Origin of the sequence: Chryseobacterium sp. 3008163, from assembly GCF_003669035.1 — a bacterium.
Lineage (GTDB): Bacteria > Bacteroidota > Bacteroidia > Flavobacteriales > Weeksellaceae > Chryseobacterium.
This window is the reverse complement of the sequence record NZ_CP033070.1, coordinates 1,219,849-1,240,016: the sequence shown is the minus strand read 5'-3', so window position 1 is coordinate 1,240,016 and position 20,168 is coordinate 1,219,849. Positions and strand designations below refer to the sequence as shown.

At 34.7% G+C, this 20,168-nt stretch carries 18 protein-coding genes, 2 pseudogenes and 1 riboswitch; of the genes and pseudogenes, 12 read left to right on the top strand and 8 right to left on the bottom strand.

All coding sequences use genetic code 11. From position 1 onward, the window contains the following. The first annotated feature begins 40 nt into the window (after positions 1-40). The 5 genes from EAG08_RS05530 (at position 41) to EAG08_RS05510 (ending at position 3,992) form a co-directional block, all read left to right on the top strand. The gene (locus tag EAG08_RS05530) at positions 41-487 is read left to right on the top strand and encodes a GNAT family N-acetyltransferase (RefSeq protein WP_129534591.1); all 447 of its coding nucleotides are present in this window, start codon (positions 41-43) and stop codon (positions 485-487) included. 76 nt (positions 488-563) lie between these two features. Next, positions 564-1,067: a DinB family protein gene (locus tag EAG08_RS05525; protein WP_129534590.1), complete on the top strand. Its 504-nt coding sequence runs from the start codon at positions 564-566 to the stop codon at positions 1,065-1,067. A gap of 45 nt (positions 1,068-1,112) precedes the next feature. Further along, on the top strand, positions 1,113-1,613 hold the full coding sequence (locus EAG08_RS05520) for a hypothetical protein (protein WP_129534589.1): 501 nt from the start codon (positions 1,113-1,115) through the stop codon (positions 1,611-1,613). A 116-nt stretch (positions 1,614-1,729) separates the two neighbouring features. Next, on the top strand, positions 1,730-2,278 hold the full coding sequence (locus tag EAG08_RS05515) for an L-threonylcarbamoyladenylate synthase (RefSeq protein ID WP_129534588.1): 549 nt from the start codon (positions 1,730-1,732) through the stop codon (positions 2,276-2,278). Between the two features lie 289 nt (positions 2,279-2,567). Beyond that, positions 2,568-3,992 (top strand): CCA tRNA nucleotidyltransferase, encoded by a 1,425-nt coding sequence (locus EAG08_RS05510; protein ID WP_129534587.1) that lies wholly within the window; start codon positions 2,568-2,570, stop codon positions 3,990-3,992. An 82-nt stretch (positions 3,993-4,074) separates the two neighbouring features. Here the strand turns inward: EAG08_RS05510 and EAG08_RS05505 are convergent, their stop codons facing one another. The 5 genes from EAG08_RS05505 to EAG08_RS05485 all read right to left on the bottom strand — a co-directional run bounded on the left by EAG08_RS05505 (position 4,075) and on the right by EAG08_RS05485 (position 10,518). Then, the gene (locus EAG08_RS05505) at positions 4,075-5,082 is read right to left on the bottom strand and encodes a T9SS type A sorting domain-containing protein (RefSeq protein ID WP_129534586.1); all 1,008 of its coding nucleotides are present in this window, start codon (positions 5,080-5,082) and stop codon (positions 4,075-4,077) included. 23 nt (positions 5,083-5,105) lie between these two features. Further along, positions 5,106-6,392, bottom strand: coding sequence for a DUF5074 domain-containing protein (locus EAG08_RS05500; protein ID WP_129534585.1), 1,287 nt, complete (start codon positions 6,390-6,392; stop codon positions 5,106-5,108). Positions 6,393-6,415: 23 nt separating this feature from the next. Then, positions 6,416-7,540, bottom strand: a complete 1,125-nt coding sequence (locus EAG08_RS05495) for a YncE family protein (protein ID WP_129534584.1) — start codon at positions 7,538-7,540, stop codon at positions 6,416-6,418. Between the two features lie 12 nt (positions 7,541-7,552). Beyond that, the gene (locus tag EAG08_RS05490; RefSeq protein WP_129534583.1) at positions 7,553-9,577 is read right to left on the bottom strand and encodes a TonB-dependent receptor plug domain-containing protein; all 2,025 of its coding nucleotides are present in this window, start codon (positions 9,575-9,577) and stop codon (positions 7,553-7,555) included. 120 nt (positions 9,578-9,697) lie between these two features. Continuing rightward, a riboswitch (cobalamin riboswitch) is annotated at positions 9,698-9,850 on the bottom strand. A 185-nt stretch (positions 9,851-10,035) separates the two neighbouring features. Then, positions 10,036-10,518, bottom strand: a complete 483-nt coding sequence (locus EAG08_RS05485; protein ID WP_129534582.1) for a cytidine deaminase — start codon at positions 10,516-10,518, stop codon at positions 10,036-10,038. A 108-nt stretch (positions 10,519-10,626) separates the two neighbouring features. Here EAG08_RS05485 and namA point away from each other — a divergent pair, with 108 nt between their 5' ends. The 5 genes from namA to EAG08_RS05460 all read left to right on the top strand — a co-directional run bounded on the left by namA (position 10,627) and on the right by EAG08_RS05460 (position 16,045). Beyond that, the gene (namA, locus tag EAG08_RS05480; protein ID WP_129534581.1) at positions 10,627-11,679 is read left to right on the top strand and encodes an NADPH dehydrogenase NamA; all 1,053 of its coding nucleotides are present in this window, start codon (positions 10,627-10,629) and stop codon (positions 11,677-11,679) included. Between the two features lie 31 nt (positions 11,680-11,710). Then, the gene (locus tag EAG08_RS05475) at positions 11,711-11,926 is read left to right on the top strand and encodes a DUF2752 domain-containing protein (protein ID WP_317126311.1); all 216 of its coding nucleotides are present in this window, start codon (positions 11,711-11,713) and stop codon (positions 11,924-11,926) included. A 96-nt stretch (positions 11,927-12,022) separates the two neighbouring features. Next, the gene (locus EAG08_RS05470) at positions 12,023-12,343 is read left to right on the top strand and encodes a CCC motif membrane protein (protein WP_129534580.1); all 321 of its coding nucleotides are present in this window, start codon (positions 12,023-12,025) and stop codon (positions 12,341-12,343) included. A gap of 268 nt (positions 12,344-12,611) precedes the next feature. Beyond that, the gene (locus EAG08_RS05465; protein WP_129534579.1) at positions 12,612-15,107 is read left to right on the top strand and encodes an ATP-dependent Clp protease ATP-binding subunit; all 2,496 of its coding nucleotides are present in this window, start codon (positions 12,612-12,614) and stop codon (positions 15,105-15,107) included. A 74-nt stretch (positions 15,108-15,181) separates the two neighbouring features. Beyond that, positions 15,182-16,045 (top strand): lytic transglycosylase domain-containing protein, encoded by an 864-nt coding sequence (locus EAG08_RS05460; protein WP_129534578.1) that lies wholly within the window; start codon positions 15,182-15,184, stop codon positions 16,043-16,045. 75 nt (positions 16,046-16,120) lie between these two features. On the opposite strand, the gene EAG08_RS05455 is transcribed toward EAG08_RS05460, so the two are convergent. The 3 genes and pseudogenes from EAG08_RS05455 to EAG08_RS22595 all read right to left on the bottom strand — a co-directional run. After that, positions 16,121-17,914, bottom strand: a complete 1,794-nt coding sequence (locus EAG08_RS05455; RefSeq protein ID WP_129534577.1) for an endonuclease — start codon at positions 17,912-17,914, stop codon at positions 16,121-16,123. A gap of 189 nt (positions 17,915-18,103) precedes the next feature. Next, a complete protein-coding gene (locus EAG08_RS05450) occupies positions 18,104-18,631 on the bottom strand; it encodes a DUF4136 domain-containing protein (protein ID WP_129537221.1) in 528 nt (175 codons plus the stop codon). Positions 18,632-18,733: 102 nt separating this feature from the next. Then, positions 18,734-18,814 (bottom strand): annotated as a pseudogene (locus EAG08_RS22595) (DUF5522 domain-containing protein); the annotation flags it as partial. 31 nt (positions 18,815-18,845) lie between these two features. On the opposite strand from EAG08_RS22595, the pseudogene EAG08_RS05445 reads away from it, so the two are divergent. Then, a pseudogene (locus EAG08_RS05445) lies at positions 18,846-19,174 on the top strand (hypothetical protein). A gap of 74 nt (positions 19,175-19,248) precedes the next feature. After that, positions 19,249-20,151, top strand: a complete 903-nt coding sequence (locus EAG08_RS05440; RefSeq protein ID WP_129534576.1) for a 1-aminocyclopropane-1-carboxylate deaminase/D-cysteine desulfhydrase — start codon at positions 19,249-19,251, stop codon at positions 20,149-20,151. Positions 20,152-20,168 lie beyond the last annotated feature (17 nt).

Genomic DNA, 20,168 nt, shown 5'->3' with positions numbered 1-20,168 from the left:
CGTTTTTTAACGGATGTTTATTTTTAATCGAATTTTAAACATGAATAGTACAAGAAAAGCTACGATTCAGGATTTGTTTCAATTAGCCGAATTGTTTGATCAATACAGGATTTTTTATAATAAAGAATCTGATATTCCTGCAGCGGAAAGTTTTTTAAAAGAAAGAATAGAAAAAGCTGATTCTGAAATTTTTGTTGCTGAAAGTGAAGGGAATCTGACTGGATTTGTACAACTATATCCACTTTTTTCTTCCACAAAAATGAAGCGCTATTGGTTATTAAATGATTTATTTGTCAATGGAAATTATCGTGGAAAAGGTTTTTCAAAAGAATTAATCGAAGAAGCCAAAGAATTGGCAAAATCTACAAATGCAGCTGGAATTCTTCTGGAAACCGGAAAATCAAACGACGTCGGAAATGAATTATATCCATCTTGCGGATTCGAGATTTACGATGAGGTGAATTTCTACGAATGGACGAATAGATAATGTAACAATTTACCAATTTTTTTAATTGTTACATTAAAATATTACACATTACCAATTACTTATTACTCATATTAACATGACAGATTTCGAAAAATACATTCAAAGATATTTAGATTTAATTCCATCTGAAAACTGGCTGGAAGAATTGAAATTAGTTGGTGAGAAAACCGTTTCCTTATATTCCTATCTGACCGAAGAACAATCGAAATTTGCTTATGCAGAAGGAAAATGGACTTTAAAAGAAGTTTTGCTTCATTTATCAGACACCGAAAGAGTTTTTCAATATAGAATTTTAGCTTTTGCAAGAGGTGAAAAATCTGAATTGCCCGGTTTTGATGAAGAAAGTTACGTTGCCAATTCTTTTGCGAACGGGAGAAGTTTAGAATCTTTGTTGGAAGAATATCAATTAGTAAGAAATTCTTCTCAAATTTTGCTGGAAACATTGAGTCCTTCAGTTTTAAATAACATCGGAATTGCTAACGGAAACCAGATTTCAGTTGAAACAATTTGTAAATTGATTGTTGGTCATAATATTCATCACTTGAATGTGGTGGAAGAGAGATATTTGCCGGAATTGTAAGGTAAAAAGAATATTAATCATATTTTTTTAAAAAATATAGTTTTGATGAGTACTAATGTTAAAATATCAATACAGTATTTGTTGTTTGCAATTCTGTTTATTGGGATTTCATTTTTCAACGCTTATTTTTTCTGGTGGCGAATTGATAATGGAACAGAAGAATTTTTTATTATTGTGTTTTCTGTGATGATTTGTTGGATTGGAATAGGTTACTTAAGTACTATGGTAAGTGGGAAAATTGTATTTAAAAATCTTAAAGAAGTTGGCTTTATTTCTCCATTTACATTAGTGTTGAGTGGTTTTTTATATGAAAAAAAAGGATTGCAGATAGCTAAGAAATTTAAAACTACATTTTCATCGTTTGCATTTCCAATACTCATCTTTTTTATTTTTTTGTTTTACCAAATGGTACATTTTGTAGAAAAAAATGATTTGGCACATTATAGAATTGAAAAACAAGCAATAATTGAAGAAATTTCTTATTATAAAGGTTCTAAGAGAGCATGTGTGGTTTTTGATTTTGATAAAAAAAGATTAGAAAAGTAATTTATTTGAAAGATAGTTTTAAAAACAGAGGCGATTATGAAGCTATAGTTTTTTCTTCAAGAAATCCTTACATAGCTAAAAGTAAAGCAGAATATGAAGAAAATTTAAAATAATTTATGGAAAATATTATACAAATATTAAAATCCGGTGGTACGATTCTTTACCCAACAGACACCATCTGGGGAATTGGTTGTGATGCAACAAACATAGACGCCATCAATAAAATTTTCGAAATCAAAAAGCGTGAGAAAAACAAATCCATGATTATTTTGGTAGAAAATGAAAAGAGATTGCAGGATTTGGTAGACGTTCCGGAAATGGCTTGGGAAATCATGGATTTGAGTGAAAAACCGGTAACATTGGTGTATCAGAATCCAAAAGGTTTGCCAAAAGAATTGCTTGCAGAAGATGGAAGCATCGGAATTCGCCTTGTAAAAGATCTTTACTGCAAAAAACTGATTACAAAATTGAATAAACCTTTGGTGTCCACTTCAGCCAATTTCAGTGGCGATAAAAGTCCGTTGAAATTTTCTGATATTTCGAAGGAAATCATTGATCTGGTAGATTATGCAGTTGAAGAAAATAGAGAAAAAGTGTCACAATATTTAGGATCTTCAGTGATTAAAATATGGAGTGATAACAGAATAAAAGTTTTAAGAGAATAGTTTTTGTCCCGCAGATCTCACAGATTTTCACAGTTAAAATTCTTACAAAATCCTTCGACAAATTCAGAGAACGAGATTGTAAGAGAGATTTTATTAATCAATGGTGTCAGGCTGAGCTTGACGAAGCCTTCAAACTTATGTGTTCTTCTCTTTAAACGCATTTTAACTAAAACTCATGTGACTCATGTGTTAAAAATCTTTTGTGACTTTTGTGGTTTAAAAAAATACTTTTAATCTAAATATTTATCTTTGCAAAATTAATTATCACCCAACATCCAGCATCAAAAAAATGTTCATCAACCTCAATCAAAATCAAAATTTAAAACTTTTCAAACTCATTTCTGAAGTCGCTGCGGCAAATAACCAGTCGGTGTACATCGTTGGCGGTTTTGTGCGTGATCTTTTAATGAAAAGAAAAGCGTCTACCGATATTGATTTTGTGACCGAACAAAGCGGAATTGAGCTGGCTCAAAATGTGGGAAAGGAAATTGATCCTAAAATGAAAGTTTCCGTTTTTAAAACGTACGGAACAGCTATGATCAGATACAAAGATCTCGAACTGGAATTTGTAGGTGCAAGAAAAGAAAGTTATACCGAAGACAGCCGCAAACCTGAAGTGGAAGGCGGAACGATTGAAGATGACCAGAAAAGAAGAGATTTTACCATCAATGCGATGGCGATTTCTTTAAACAAAGATAATTTCGGGGAACTGATTGATCCTTTTGACGGAATTGGTGATTTACAAAAAGAAATTCTAAGAACACCTTTAGAACCTGCACAAACCTACTCAGATGATCCGTTGAGAATGATGAGAGCAGTTCGTTTTGCTTCAACTTTAAATTTTACGATCGAAGAGAACTCTTTAAACGCCATCAGACAAGAAGCGGAAAGAATCAAAATTGTTTCTATGGAAAGAATCATGGTTGAATTTAACAAAATCATGGTTTCAAAAAAGCCTTCAATTGGTCTAAAATTAATGGAAGAAACAGGTTTAATGAAATTAATTATTCCTGAATTAATTGACTTAAAAGGAGTAGAAGAAGTAGAAGGACAAACACATAAAGATAATTTTTACCACACGTTAGAAGTGGTAGACAATATTTCTAAAAATACCGATAATCTGTGGCTTCGTTGGGCAGCCTTACTTCACGACATCGGAAAAGCACCGACGAAAAAATTTGTTGAAGGAACGGGCTGGACTTTTCACGGTCACGAATTTTTAGGCTCAAAAATGGTAAAAATATTGTTTCAAAAACTAAAATTACCATTGAATGCTGACATGAAATATGTTCAGAAAATGGTGAAACTTTCATCGCGTCCGATTGCTTTGATTACAGATGATGCTTCTGATTCTGCATTGAGAAGGCTTCTGTTCGATGCTGGAGAAGATATGGAAGATTTGTTCACGCTTTGTAAGGCAGATATCACGACCAAAAATTCTAAAAAACAAGATAAGTTTAAAAAGAACTTCCAATACGTTGCTGTTAAAATAAAAGAGGTTGAAGAGAAAGATCAGGTAAGAAACTTCCAGCCACCGATTTCCGGGGAAGAAATTATGGCAATGTTTAACCTGAAACCTGGCAGAGAAATTGGGATTTTAAAGGAAAAAGTGAAAGAAGCAATTTTGGAGGGTGAAATTGCCAATGACAGTGAAGAAGCTAGGGATTTTGTTATTGTAGAAGCCGAAAAGCTTGGACTGAAAATCCTTTCTTAGAAAAGTAAAAAAGATTTAATTTAAAAATAAAAAACCTCTTTCAAATAATCTTGAAAGAGGTTCTTACTATTTTAAACTCATCTTATTTTGAGATAATCAACTTAAGATTTTGTTTATTGGAATTGTTATCAATTTGAATGATGTAATTTCCATTCAATAAATCTGAAACATTCAATGTCTTATTAACGGTTTTCCCTTGTTTTACAAGAGCTCCGTTTGCACTGTAGATTTTTACTTCAACATCTTTGTCTGTATTGATTTTAATGAAATCTTTAGCAGGATTCGGGTAAAGACTAATTTTGGTTTCTGCCTTCTGATTTTCTGCAGTTGATAATACAATAAATTCATTAATCACACCCACAGCATCCAGATCAAATCCTGAAGAACCACCAGGAGTTGGGAAAGGGTCTATCGCAACATTTCCGAAGCTGTCGTATGTTCTGTAGGTGTCAATGTTTGTGCCTATAACATCAATTATTTTGACATGAGTAATCTTTGTTTTATCTAAAAGCGGGTTATCCGGAAGATCGCTGATGTCGAAAGGAGTTCCGAAGCCAGAGGTGTATTTTCCTGCAAAATTATTAAGATATGTGGCATCCATTGTTGCAAAACCTGGACCTCCCATATCCGTAGTATTCTGAACGAAATTTGCAGGATATTGATTATGAGAAGGGAAACGGAAGAAATTAACACCATCTGAACTCACTTCTACAAAAGCCAATTCTAAAAATGCTCTGCCAGACTGGCCAGACATAAATCCGTTTTCAAATACGGCAAAGTCAAAACCGCTTCCGTTGGTGATTGGTTTTGCAAAAGTAAGTATAGCATTACCTCCGTCTCCCAGACTTACAATAGATCCGTTAGAAGGCCCAATTGCATTAGCATCAACACCAGCATTAGCAACTGCAGATACTGCGGTGTTGATTTGCTGGTAACCACGTAGAACAGTAGCACCTGTTGCCCAAGATTTAAAAAGATTACTGTTGGCAGGAATTGCAGTAGAACCCGCAACGCCGGCTTGTGGAGCATAACTTTGAGCCATTAGAAAGTTAGCAGAAAGAAATGCAGCAGCGATGAATATATTTTTCATTTTTATTTAAATTTTATATCAAATTACTTGATGATGAATTTCTCAGTTTGCTGAACATTCTTACCTGAAATCTGAATAATATAATTTCCTTTGTTCAAGTCTGAAACTGTAATTCCGTTTTGGTAAACGCCAGATTTTACAATTCTTCCTGAAAGATCAATGATTTTATATTGTGAACCATTCGCATTTTTGATATAAAGGATGTCTGATACAGGATTTGGATAGATTGAAATGGTGTTGTTTAGTTTTGTTTCTGCTGTTGAAAGACTTGCAGGAGTGAATACGTTTTTATAGAAATTATTAGCTCCAACAGTTGTTGTAAAGGTATTTAAAATAGTTCCTGTTTGATTATAAACATTTACAGTAGATGTAGGATTCACAAAATATGAGTTACCTTGGAAAATTTTTCCATCAATAGCAGCAAAACCATAGAAGTCACCGCCGTTGCCACTTGCTGTTGTCGTAAAAAGAGGAGTACTACTGAATGTTGCTAAATTTGTATTTAATGAATAAACACTAGTTGCTCCTGCAATGTACAGAGTGTTTCCTTCTGATGAAAATTTCAAAGCATCATATTGTGATGGTGGTACAATTGTAGAATTTGCAATATTTGCTGATACTGTATCTGTGGTCGTATTGATTTTATATACTGTAGATCCTGTAGCTCCTGTACATAATGCAAAAATATCATTTCCAACTACCGTGATAGACTGCAATCCAGCACTTAAAGTAATGGTGCTGATAATTGTATTGGTAGTAGGATTAATTACATCAATACTATTTCCTGCTCTGTAAGAAGATTTATTCACATATACTTTTCCGTTCACGGTAATAATCTCCTCTGGATTTTCACTTAAAGGAATATTTGTAATAAAGGCTAAAGTGGCTGCATCATGTACTGAAACATATTGTGAAACAGCGTTATAATCACCCCAATTGGTAGTGAAAATTTTTCCGTTGGCAACTGTTGTATATCTTGGAAATTCAAGATTGGTAATTTCTCCTGATTTTACAAAACTTGCTCTGTTTGTTACTACTACTTTGTTGGACGCATTTAATACTAAATAAGATTTATCTCCATTAAAATACATAGATTGCAAAACGTCTCCCAAAGCTTCATTATTGTTGGCAAGATGGTAAATATTATTTGTGATATTATTGTTGGCATCAATGTAAGAAATTTCCGCTGTTGGAGAACCAAAGTTCCCTTCATTGGATACAATATACCCATTAGAATACTGTGCAGATGTCAATACAAAGCCTGCCAATGCAAAACTTAGCTTTAAAAAATTAGAGTAAAAATGTTTCATTTTTTTGAATTATTTTAATTGAATTATTTATATAAAAAAGTTAAATGTCCCGGAATGTCTCCCGTCTTGACTTTCCATTTTAATTTTCCGAATTTGTTGTAGCAGAAAAGCTCGCCGGAAGAAGTGTAATCTTTAGCGTCTGAAATAAAAATGTCACCATTGACAGGGTTTGCAGCAATGCCGTATGGAATGACAATTTTGGTGTCTGTTCCGTCTGTTATAAAATTATTGCTTGTTTTTTCTAGCGTGTCAGTATTAATGATTCCGTAACTGCTGGTTGCGCCTCCAGAAGTCCATTCATAACTGATATAGTACAGTCTGTTTTCAACAATTGAAAAATTACTTACAGGAATATTAAATTCTTTGATAACCTGATCAGTCTGAGGATTTAAAACATACGTTTTTGGAGGAATGTTACCGAAGTTTCCACGCGAGGTTATCCAAAGCTTTCCCGTGTCATCTTTTTTAATTTTACTTAAATTGATGGCAACAGGTATTTTTTTAATCTCGGTAAAAGTATTCAGATCAATGACAGAAACAGTATTGTCATAATCAGGACCACTGTATGCACCAGAATTCGTAACATATAATTTATCTCCTACAACTTCTAGTTCGTCGGGTTGTTTTCCAACATAGAGCTTACCGACAATTTGCAGGGTATTGACGTCTACTTTTACCACATATCCGGGCTGTGATGCTCCAACGGCACCACCGTAAGACGTAATGTAAGCGTAATCTTTATGAAAATTAATGTACCTGCAGTTTTGAATCTGGATTTCTCCAATATGTTTTGCTGTTTTGGCATCCATCACTTCAATATAATTTGAAAGATTGATGACAGCGTACAATTTATCTTTATACGTTTTAATATCGTTTCCTACATCTCCCAGACTGTTAACTACTGTAGGATTTTGAGCATTGTAATAATTTTCGGTAAAAACTCCGGTAGAATAATCAAAAAAATCTATAGAAGCTTTGTTGCTTCCCATATTGCCCTCATTAAGTACATAAAGACCTTTGATGTTGATGTCTTCCGGCTCCTGAACTCCCGTATAGACTGCACCATAATTAATGTAATCATAATCTTCTCTACAAGACTGAGCTGTAAGAATCAAAAAGAAAACTAAGAATAAATATATTTTTTTCATGTCTAAATCTCATTAAAAGGTTACTCTCAGGCTGACTCTGTAATTTCGTCCCGGCATTGGGTAATTTTTGATAACGCTGTAATTCTGATCCAAAAGATTATTCACTTCCAAGCCTAATCTGAATTTCCAGTCATTCATTTTAAATTCTTTCGTTCCCGAAATATCGCTCGTGTACCAAGGCTGTTCATAGTTTACAGGAATATTTTCAGACATATTGTACCTTTCGCCAACGTAGACGAAACTGTAATTCAGTTGCCAGTCTTTGTAGGTAAGCCCGAGCAGGGCACTTGCATTATTCTTTGCAGTATACGGAATCTGATGCCTGTAGTAAGAAGTAATATTGGTTTTGGTAATATTTAAAGCTTCTGTAAAAGTATAAGTAAAACGGTTGCTCAATAATAAATTTTCTGAAAGCAACCAGATTGCCTGTGCCGAAAGATCTACGCCTTTTATTTCCACTTCACCCAAATTCTCCATCGTCCAACGGAATAGTTGCCCTTTTGGATAAGCTATAATTTTGTTCTGAACACGATTGTAATAAGCATCAGCAATCAGGTTGATGTTTTTTAAAACGCCAGTATTAAAATCTTTGTTAAATGTAAATCCTAGATCGTACTGATTGGTAAATTCAGGTTTCAGTTGCGAACTTCCGACTTCCGTGTAATACAAATCATTGAAGGTAGGCATCCTGAAAATCCTTTTATAAAAACCGTGAACTTTAAATTCTGCGGAAAACGGCTGATAAGAAGCGAATACCGTAGGCGTAAATTCAGAACGGTTTTGAGGTGTTGAAAATAGGGTGTTTTCTATTTTTTCCTGCACAAAAGTTCCTAAAATGCTTCCTTGTATTTTAAATTTTTTAAAATCAAGCTGAGTTGCCAGTGCCACAAGCTCTGTATTTCTTTCGGGATAGGCAAACTGTCTTAAATTGGCATCCAAAGTATTAAATTGATAATCTACAGATAAATTGATTTTCCAAAATTTATAAGGAGAATATTGGTGTGCGGTTGATATATAAACCTCCTGCTGTTTGTATGTATTATCGATGAAAAGTGGCGTTCCGCCTGGGTTATCATTGTAATAATGAGTGTAGTCATCAGCAAATTTTGAACTAATGAGAAATTTATATTTAGGAGAAATTTCTTTTTCAAAACTTCCCTGTACAAAGAAATTTTTATCCCATTGTCGGCTCGAGAAAATATCATTGTATTTTGTCACGGCGCCAGGAACTCCTCTTTCAGAATCGTAATAATAGGTTTTCAGTTTCCAAGTTCCGTTATTGATTTTACCGAAAACTCCTGCTTCAGCTCTTAGAGCTTCCACATCACCATTCGTTCTTGTACCTTGGCGTTCCCAACCGAGGCTTCCATCGGGTAAAGCAACTCTCTGATGAAATTTATATTCGCCATTTGCAGTAAGATATTCTGTGCTTAAGGCAACGCTTATATTGTCATTAAGTTTTTGTTCAAGCAATACTGATGGGTTAATTATTCCAAAAGATCCCGAGCGGAAGTGAAGATTCACATTGGTTTTTTTAGAATCTTTAAAAACCGGAGTTCTGCTTTTCAAATAAATAGATCCTGAAGAACCAAAGTCTTTCGCGGACTGAAAAATTTCGCTCTTTTGACCGTTGTACAATGAGATTGATTCTAAATTATCTAAAGAAAATCTGCCTAAATCTACCGTTCCGTTTTGTGCATTTCCAAGGGCAATTCCGTCATAGAAAACACCAACGTGTTGCGTTCCCATCGCCCGGATATTTACGGTTTTCATACCACCAATTCCGCCATAATCTTTCAGCTGGACTCCGGAAAAATACCTCACAGCATCTGCTACAGAAGTACTGTTCAGTTTTTCAAGCTCGGCACCGGAAAGTTTTTGTGAAGAAATAACACCGGTTTCCTGACGCTTCATATTGAGGATAAGAGCCCTTATTGTTTCAGTACGAATGCTGTCACTTTCTTTTTCTTGCGAAAAAAGAGAAACAGGTGTAGCCAACAAAAACAGCAGCGAAGCAGAGTAAAAATATTTATTCATTCAATTCTAATAAAGCCTTAATGATGGCTTTGTGAATGTAATGAATAGAAGGAATTAACCTATTATTGTTTGATACAAATAGGTTTTTAAACCGACTACGCCTCACTCCACGAAAGCTTCATCTATGTAATAAATTTAAAAAGGTGTCTGACTTGTGTATGTTTTCTTAATATAATCAAACATCACTTACAGTAGCGGGTCTGCTTCGGATTTTCACCGAATTCCCTTTTTTAAATCAGTGCAAATTTAAGTTTTTAATTCATAAGAGGCAATGAGAAATTGTTAATTTTTACGATGGTTTTTTAAAAATTCTATAAAACATCAATTGAGAGAATTTTCTCGCACAATGATTTGAAATTAAATTTTGAGAATAATTTTTATATGTGCAAATTTGCGTAATCTGTGGGGCTTGCACTTATTTTTTTAACCTAAGTCTCAGCCTTAACCTTATCCTCAATCTACAAAAATGTCGAGTCAAAATAAAACGGTAGCAAATCTTTTATGGAATTTACTTTAAAAACTTCTTCATTTAAATTTGAAAAATAAACATCAATATTTTCATTCTGCTTCGTTTCATATTCCATTAAACTTTGTCTGCACGCTCCACAAGGTGGGATAGGTGGTGTTTTTTCTGAAAATTCTCTCGGTCCGCCAATAATAAATATTTTCTTAATGATTTCATTCGGAAAATTAGCGCCGATCCAAAATAGAGCGGTTCTTTCCGCACAAAGTCCCGATGGGAACGCTGCGTTTTCCTGATTGTTTCCCGTGTATATTTCTCCGTTTTCCAGCAAAACCGAGCATCCTACCAAAAAGTTGGAGTAAGGTGCATAGCCATTTTCACGTGCCTGTTTTGCTTTTGCAAAAAGCAGTTTTTCTGTTTCAGTCAGTTCGTTGATGCTTGTGAAATGTTCGTAACCTATTTGTATATCTTTTTTCATTTTGTCGCCGTAAAAAGGGCGATAAATGTAATCCTTTTTAGGGAAGCTGGCAATATCTTTGTTACGATACTAAATTTGTAATTTTAAACTTTTAAAAAATTAAATCCAATGTTATATACTCCGATAAAATTTAGAAATGTAGAACTGAAAAACCGTTGGGTGATGTCACCAATGTGCATGTATTCTTGTGAAAACGGATTGGCTAATGATTTTCATTACGTGCATTACGGAAGTCGTGCTCAGGGCGGAACAGGTTTAATCATGGTGGAAGCTACCGGCGTAGAACCTCGTGGTCGCATTACCAATAACTGCATGGGAATCTGGAACGATGAGCAGGCTGGAAAACTTCAGAAAATCGTAGAATTTGTGCACAAAAACTCAGATTCAAAAATTGGAATTCAGATTGCTCACGCAGGCAGAAAAGGTTCAACTTGGGAAAGTAAACAAATTTCTTTGGAAGTAGGCTGGGAAACCATTGCTCCAAGCCCGATTCCGTATCATCCGACGGAGAGAATTCCACAAGAATTGTCAGTGGAAGAGATAAAAGATTTAGTTCAGAATTTTAAAGATGCAGCAAAAAGAGCAGTACATGCAGGTTTTGATGTTATTGAAATTCATGGTGCCCATGGATATTTAGTTCATCAGTTTTTATCACCGCTTTCAAACATACGAACTGATGAATATGGCGGAAGTTTTGAAAACAGAAGCAGATTTTTACTAGAAATAATTGATGCAGTCAACGAAGAATTGAATCAAAACGTTGCGCTATTCGTAAGAATTTCAGGAACTGAATATGCTGAAAACGGTTGGGATATCAATGACAGTGTAGAATTAGCTAAAATGTTAAAGAATCATGCTGTAGATTTAGTAGACGTTTCAAGCGGAGGAAATATTCATGGTGCGAAAATTTCTGTTTTTGACGGTTACCAAGTTCCATTTTCTTCTCAGGTTAAAAATGAAGCAGAAGTGAAAACAGGAGCTGTTGGTTTGATTACTTCAACTTCTCAGGCTGAAGAAATTTTGCAAAAAGGCGAAGCTGATCTTATTTTTGTGGCAAGAGAGATTCTCAGAAACCCATATATTGCGGTTCAAGGTTCTTTTGAAATGAATGAAGAAAGTTTTTTTCCGCATCAGTACCTCAGAGCGAAAATTTCTTCTTAATTTTAGCCTCATCAAAATCACAAAATAAATTATGAAGATTGAAGATTATATGTTGCCTTGCCCAAGCAAAAAATTCTTAGGGATAGAATGCTTCGGATGTGGTACCCAAAGGGCAATTGTATTAGTTTTTAATGGTAAGTTTACCGAAGCATTCCACATGTTTCCTGCAGTATATACTTTACTCTTGTTTTTTGGTTTTGTAGCCCTCAATTTTATTGATAAAAAAGAAATTATGGTCAGATTTTAATATTTTTAGCAATTATTAACTCACTAATCATGGTATTTTCTTACTTTTATAAACATTATTTTTAAATCAAAATATTAAACATTAAAAAATCAAATTATGAATCAAAAGCTGCCAAACGCACAAACGGTGCTAATCTTGGGAATCGTATCAATCGTTGGAACTTGTTGTTGTACAGGTTTAGTAGGTATTATCTGCGGACTTATCGGATTAAACAAATATAAAAGTGATAAGCTTTTGTATGATCAAAATCCATCAGAATATTCAGATTTTAGCAATTTGAATACAGGAAGAATTTTATGCATTATTGGGCTTGCCTTAGGAGCAATTCAGCTTATTTATACTATTTTCATTCTTGCAACTGTAGGAGTAGACGGTTACATGCAACAATATGATCAACTAAGAAATATGGGTAGATAATCACCTTGTATAAATTACACTAAAAGAAACCGCAGCAATGCGGTTTTTTTATGCTTGAATATTTTCGGAAAAATCTATTAAAGCATATGAGTAAATCTTATTAGAAAGAGTTTTAAAATTCAAAACAATTAGATGTAAAATTATTATTCGATTCCAAAAACACTCACACTCTCAAATAAACCATTATTAATTTTAGTGATTGACAAAAAAACTTATTTTAGTTACACCAAAATAAAATGTCACCACAAATATTAATATTGAAAAATAAATGGGAGTATTAGTTACCAACGAAACAGTAAAACAACTTTTTCACATTGCCCAGTCCATTGCAAGAGAGAATTACAATGCGACATACGGCGGTCCACACATTCTTCAGGCTTTAATGCATAAAGATATCGGACTTAATGAATTCTTAAAAAACATCGATAAAGATCCCGGATATTTCTACGAATGGGCAGACGTCCGAATCGAAGATTATCCAAAAACCACACATCTTCCTGCTGAGGTAGGTGAGGGCGAATTTGTAGACCAGATTCTTGAAGAGGCCGATGATATCAGGTTAAAATTAGGCTTAGATGAGATCACTCCGATTTGTATTCTGACTGCAATTGTAAAACCGCAGGTTGCTTTCACATTACAACAACTTAAATCTTTGCCTCTTAGGGAGCACGAAATATTCAATTTGTACAGAAAAGATACGCCTTACGCTTCATCTGAAAACAGTGAAATTTCTTCACTTTTTTCTAATGGAAATGACTATTCAGACAATTCTTTCCCCTCGATTAAAAGTTATTGTATAGACAGAACTGCACAGGCAAGACAAGGAACTTTAGAAAATATTATCGGCCGTGATAAAGAACTGAGAATGCTGGTCGAAATTCTTTGTAGAAGAACAAAGCCTAACGTTATCATTATTGGAGAGCCTGGTGTTGGTAAAACCGCTTTGGTAGAGGGTTTCGCGACAGAAATCATCAAAGGGAATGTTCCAGAAATGCTTAAAAATGCTACTTTGCTAGAATTAGACACGGGAGCATTATTGGCAGGAACTTCTTACAAAGGTGAAATTGAAGACCGCCTGAAAAAAGTAATCAACGAGTGCAAGAAGATTGAAAAAGCCATTCTTTTTATTGATGAAATTCACTCACTTTTAGATCCAAAAGGCAGCATCGGAAATATTGGAAATATTCTTAAACCTGAATTGGCAAGAGGTGAAATTACTGTTATCGGTGCGACAACTCAAGAAGAATATAGGAAAATAATTGAGCCGGAACAGGCTTTTAACAGACGTTTCGAAGTTCTTACAGTTAATGAACCGGATGAACAAACTTGTGTGAAAATGATTGATGTTCTTCTGGATGGTTATAAAAAGCACCACGGTATCGAAGTTGATAAATCTGCACTTCCCGAATGTGTACGTCTGGCAAAAAGATATGCAAAAGGTAAAAAATTGCCGGATGCTGCAATTGACCTGCTTGACCGAACAATGGCTGCTATCAAAATGTTGGATGAACTTTCAGAAAAAGAACTCCAAGACTGGAAAGAAAATTATGAAAATATTCTGACAGAAGAATTTTTGGATGAAAAAGATAAAGCCGACGAATTAATCTGGAATTACAATTTACTGAGAGATAAAATAAGTCCGATTTTGTGGGGATCTTTGAGAGAACAGCCGCAAATTGATAACTCAATGCCGATCGAGCATCTTCAGAAAGTCATTGCAGATACTTTTACAGAATTGATAGAACACGCTTCTACAAAAAGAGAAAAAGTCGGCAAACTTGAGTTGGCAGCTGTAATGGCAGCAAAAACGAATATTCCGATTGGGAAACTTCAGGCTCAGGAAAAAGAGAAGCTTCTGAATATGGAATCTCTTTTACTAAGCAGAGTTGTTGGTCAGGATCATGCATTGAAAGTACTTTCTGATGCTATCGTTGAAAACCGAAGTGGGTTAAACAAACCCGGACAACCAATCGGATCATTTTTCCTTTTGGGACCAACTGGAACGGGGAAAACTGAGTTGGCAAAATCTATGGCAGAACTGCTTTTCAATGATGAAAAAGCGATGGTTCGTTTTGATATGTCAGAATTTAAAGAAGAGCACTCAGCAGCATTATTATATGGTGCACCTCCCGGATATGTTGGTTATGAAGAAGGTGGTATGTTGGTCAATAAAATCCGTCAGCAGCCTTATACCGTAGTTTTATTTGATGAAATTGAAAAAGCACATCATTCTGTTTTCGACGTCTTTTTACAAATCATGGATGAAGGAAAAGTACATGACAAATTAGGAAAAGAAGGAGATTTCAGTAACGCTTTAATTTTATTTACTTCAAATATCGGAAGCGAAGAAATTGTAAAACAATTCGAGGAAGGAAAAGTTCCGGAATCGTCTTCTTTGATGCAGATTATGTCAAATTCAGGGAGATTCAGACCAGAATTTTTAGCGAGAATTACAGAAATTATTCCTTTTGCGCCAATTACAGAATCTATTGCAGAAAGAATTTTTAATATTCAGTTAAAATCGCTTCACAAATCGCTTCACAGATTAGGAATGACGCTTTCTATCACCGATGAAGCTGTGAAGAATTTAGCATTAGGCGGATTCAGCAGCAAATACGGAGCAAGACAGATTTCTGGAGTGATCAGAGCTCAGTTGGCAAGACCAATCTCAAAAATGATTGTACGGGAAGAAGTGAAATCCGGGCAAATCCTTACCGTTGATTGGAACCAAACCGATGAAAAAATTGATTGGAAAGTCGAATAATTTATTCAATTGAAAAAAGTCAGGATGCTTAAACTTATTGACGCATTCTGATTTTTAAAATTAAGATAGTAAGAATGAAAATTTATTTCAATAAAATAGTATTTGCAGCAGTCTTTTTTGTTTCTTTTGAAATGGCATCTGCTCAGTATTTGTCGGCTAGTGACACTTCTGAAAATAGCGTAAGAAAATACAAAAATATCATCAATTCGAATAAAGACATTGTTCAGTTTATAGAAAATTCTTTAGCTAAAAAGGGACTTCCAAAACATTTGAGAAATTTACCTTTAATTGAATCTCATTTTGACAGAAATATTACTTCGCACGCTGGTGCAGTCGGGGTTTGGCAGTTTATGACCGCTCACGCAAATCAATACGGACTTACGGCAGATCGTCGCAATGACATTTACAGAAGCACAAAAGTAGCGGTAGTTTCTCTTGGAAATCTTTATAAAAAGTACGGCAATTGGGTAACTGTTATTGCAGCGTACAATTGTGGAGAAGGAAATATAGCTAAAGCCATGCAGTCTGCTAACTCAAGTCAATACCATGTTTTCTCTAAATATTTGCCGGCTGAAACCATTAACCATGTTAAAAAATATCTGAATGCTTGCTATGCAACAGGAGAACTCAACAGTGTTTTGACCAATTACAATTCTTCAAGAATGCAGAAAGTATTTGATGCAAGATCCGGCTTGAAAGAAGAATCATCGTTATCTGAAACCGAAATTAATGCAGGATTCAGCTTAAAAATTATTGCGGAAGAATTAAAAATTAGTTTAAATGACATTCTCAATTGGAATCCTGAAATTGAAGAAGAACTTCAGACCACTGGAGAAAGTATTTTACACCTTCCAACAGATTTAATGCCTGATTTTTTATTAAAGAAAAATAAAATTTTGTCCCGCTCAATAAAAGAGGGAAACAATACTTCAAAATAATTTTATACTATACTATACTAAAACTAAAAGACTTCCCTGTAACAGAGAAGTCTTTTTTTTAAAATTAAAATAATCTTATTTCACAATAAACTTCAAGCTCAATTCATCTAATTTTAAAATATAGATTCCTTGCTGAAGATTTCGTGTTCTGATAGATTTCCCGTTTTTGAAAGGCAGATTTTCGGTTTGCATTACTTTCCCTTGAAGATTGTAAATTTCAGCTTTTTGAATATTTTCAGTTTCACCTTTTACAAAAATCTCCTGATTTGAAATCGGGTTGGGATAAACTTGCAGTTCATTGGGCTGCGTATTTTCTGTATTCATCACACTTTGTCTTGCAAATCCTGAAGAACAAGTCCAGCTTAGATTGTCTATGGCTACTCTGTTGCTTGATGAATTATTAACTAGACTTACCACTACATTTCCTGAGACATTAATGTTGTTAATCGTAGTTGTTGTCGCAGTTGTACTGTAAGGAATCGTTCCTACATTTACGCCATTTACGAGCACATTGAAATTTCCGTTACTCCCACTGAATTTTAATTGCGTTGTAACAGTTAAAGAATTAATACCATTACTAAATGTGCTTGATTTCAACGAACCGTTTCTCACTGTAATTGCTTTATTTGAAATAGTTTGGTCACTTCTTGAATCTGTAGCTGTCCACGTAATTCCGCTGTTTGTCCATGTTTTTGTAGTGTAAGATGATGCGCTGGATGTCGGGATGGTTTCAAAAGTTTCGTTCACGCAATTGGTAGGGTTCGGATTGGTTGTTCCTGCGTTTGTGGTCGCCGAAACGGTTGAACTGTTTGCAGAAGCATTTCCTGCAGCATCTTTCGCTTTAATGTAGAAATTATAAATTGTCGAAGGATTTAATCCTGTAACCGTCGTTGAGGTAGTGTTTACATTAGTTTTCAAACTTCCGTTCATATAGACATCATAAGAAGTCACTGCGACATTATCAGTTGCGGCAGACCAAGCTAGAGAAACACTGTTTGAGGTTTTCCCCGAAACGCTAAGATTAGTAGCAACAGTAGGAGCTTGTGTATCCTGCGTTGGAGTTTGAGATCCCCAAATCTGATTCACATAATTTGGGTTGTCAATAAACGGATTTCTGTTTCCCTGAAAAGTGTATGAAGCATTATTTCTGTTGATTTCAGCCTGAGAAACCGGATCCTGATTATGCCAGGCCAGCAAGACGTTCAGCTCCCAAGTCTGCAAGCCAGGAAATGCCGAGCCTCCCAGCATATTTCCTGAAGAAAATCCTGATAATTGATTTTGATATCTTGTCACAAAATAGAAAACCATTCTGGCAACATCTCCTTTAAACTCATCAATCGGCTCAAAAACCGTTCCCGAAAATCCTGAAGACGACGAGCTTCCTAATTTTGAACCATTTTGAGAAGTGAAAGTTGTGCTTCCCACTTTCCCGAAAGGATAATTTGATCGCATTCCGTTTACCTTTCCGTCGGTTGCTCTGATGAAGTGCACGTCGTTTTTCATTGGTGAAGCTTCATTAAATAAGCTTTGCGGAACGATGTGTTCGCGGTTGTAACAATTCCCTTCAGTAGAATATGTTCCACATTGGTTACCGCCAGGTGTGTAGTTGTACGGATCAGACGAGGTTGGTCTTTCAGAATAAATGTCTAAAATAGAGCCGTCATTTTCATAGTTTTTGTCGATGTCGGTAGTTTTGTATGCAGTCCAAAGTCCGCTGTAGCCTTTATCCTGATGTCCGCTGGTAATGATTGAGCTTAAAGCGGTTTTCAAAGGTGCTCCAGTGAGTCCGTTTGCTGACGAATAATAGCCTGAAGGTGCTTGAGCATTAGCGAATTGCGCTAATACAAGGAATAAAAGATGTTTTTTCATATCTTATTTTTGTATGTGATAATTTGGTCAATGTAAAATTACATTTTTCTCGAAAGCAAATTATCAAATTCTTTTGAATCTGAATGTTAAATTTCAGTAAAATTAAATCACAACTCAATCAGGTTGTTAACATAAAAAGGTCAATACAAAATTTTGTACTGACCTTTTTCTTTTAGAATTATTAAATTCTTATTTTTTCATTCCCGGAGGATAGTTTGCCATTATTTCAGCAACAATCTGAGGGATTTGTTTTTGTTTCGCCTGCGGTCTGTCAACAGAAATACCGCTTCCGATTCCCTGCCAAACTAACTTGTTGGTTTTAGAATCAATTAAATCTACGATGATTGCTCCTTCGTTATAGTTGCTCGTCCAGGTTCTGTTCATGCCGATTCCCCATCCGAAGCCACCGCCCCATCCCCACATTCCGCCGGGATTGGTTGTATTGATATCAGTGATTTTCTTGTGATTTGCTTTTACGTTGACAATCAAATCAGGATTTTCACCTGATTGAAGGCCTTTTGTTTGCAATTGCTTAGACAGTTCGTTCAAAACTCTGTCTTTATCGATATCATTCAATTTCAAATCATCAATTCTTATTTTGTAAGTTTTGTAAGAAGTGAAATTTGCAGTTTCTGCATAATCTGAACGTACTTTAAAAGGACTGCAAGAAGATAAACCTAAAGTCGCTGCCAGCAAAATAAAAATATATTTCTTCATTTTATTTATTTTTTTAATGATTTTTATAAATGTGTCTGTCTTTTTATCGTATCCGTACGGGCAGTGTCTGCAGCCGCTTTTACAGCAATATCCACGTTTCAGATGGAATTTTTCTGTGAAAACCTTGTAGCCTTGCTCGTTGTAGTAAAAGTCTTCATGTTCTTTGATGTCAAAATGCGCCATAAGTTAAATCAAAACTTTTATATTTGTTATTATGATAATTGTGTGCCAAAAGCTCCTCAAAAATACAAAAATAAACGGCATTACGCTTTATCCTTTTATTTTCATCAAAAAACCTGAAGATAAGAAGAATAGAGTGCTCATCAACCACGAAAAAATTCATCTGAAACAGCAATTGGAATTATTGATTGTCTTCTTTTATATTGCGTATGTTGCAGAGTATTATTATCATTTATTTAAACTAAAAAATGGTCATCAGGCTTATCGTGCTATCTCTTTTGAAAGAGAGGCTTATGCAATGGAGTATGATTTTAATTATTTGAAAAAAGAAAGTTGTGGGCTTTTTGGAAATATTTGAAATAAATTAGATTTAGGATTTTCTGTTTCTTTCTAATAAAAATTAAATGGTTTAAAATAAATTCAGGAAATTTGCAGTAATGAAAATTCCAGAAATTCATATTCCGATTGTTGAAATTCCGATTGAGAAAAATGTGAAACTCTTTATCAAAAGAGAAGATCTCATTCATCCTCAAATCTCAGGAAACAAATACTGGAAGATTTTTTATAATCTTAATCATTATCTCGAAAGTCGGCCTGAAAAACCTTTAATTATTACCTTTGGTGGTGCTTATTCCAATCATATTTCAGCGGTTTCGGCAGTTGGAAATTTATTTGGAATTCAGACTTTAGGTATTATCAGAGGTGAAGAATTAGAGAAAAAATGGAAAGATAATCCGACTTTAGTTGCTGCTAAAAGAAACGGGATGAATCTAAAATTCGTCACCCGTGAAGAATACCGACACAAAGAAAAACTGACTGAGTTTCTGCAACAGGAATTTCCTGAAGCTTTGATTATTCCTGAAGGCGGAACGAATGAAAACGCTGTTCAGGGAATCAAAATGATGCTGAATAACGATACAAAAGATTTTGATTATCTTTGCACCGCAGTTGGAACCGGAGGCACGATTGCTGGGATTTCGGAGTTTTGCGAAGAAAATCAGAAAGTTATAGGTTTTAAGGTCGTTGAAGATGCTTCTTTGGAAAACAGAATTTCAGAATTAACCTCAAAAAGAAATTATCATCTAACCGATGCTGCTCTTGGTGGTTACGGTAAGATAAATGATGAAAATATACTTTTTATCAATGATTTTAAAGCTAAGTATAATGTTCCGTTAGAACCTGTTTACACAGGAAAAATGATGCAGAAAGTTTTTGAAATGATTGATGATAATTATTTTCCTGCAGGAAGCAGAATACTATGTTTTCATACTGGTGGTTTGCAGGGAATAGAAGGAGCCAATATGCTTTTGGAAAAACAAAATAGAAATTTAATCCTATAAAGTTGAAAAACATGAAA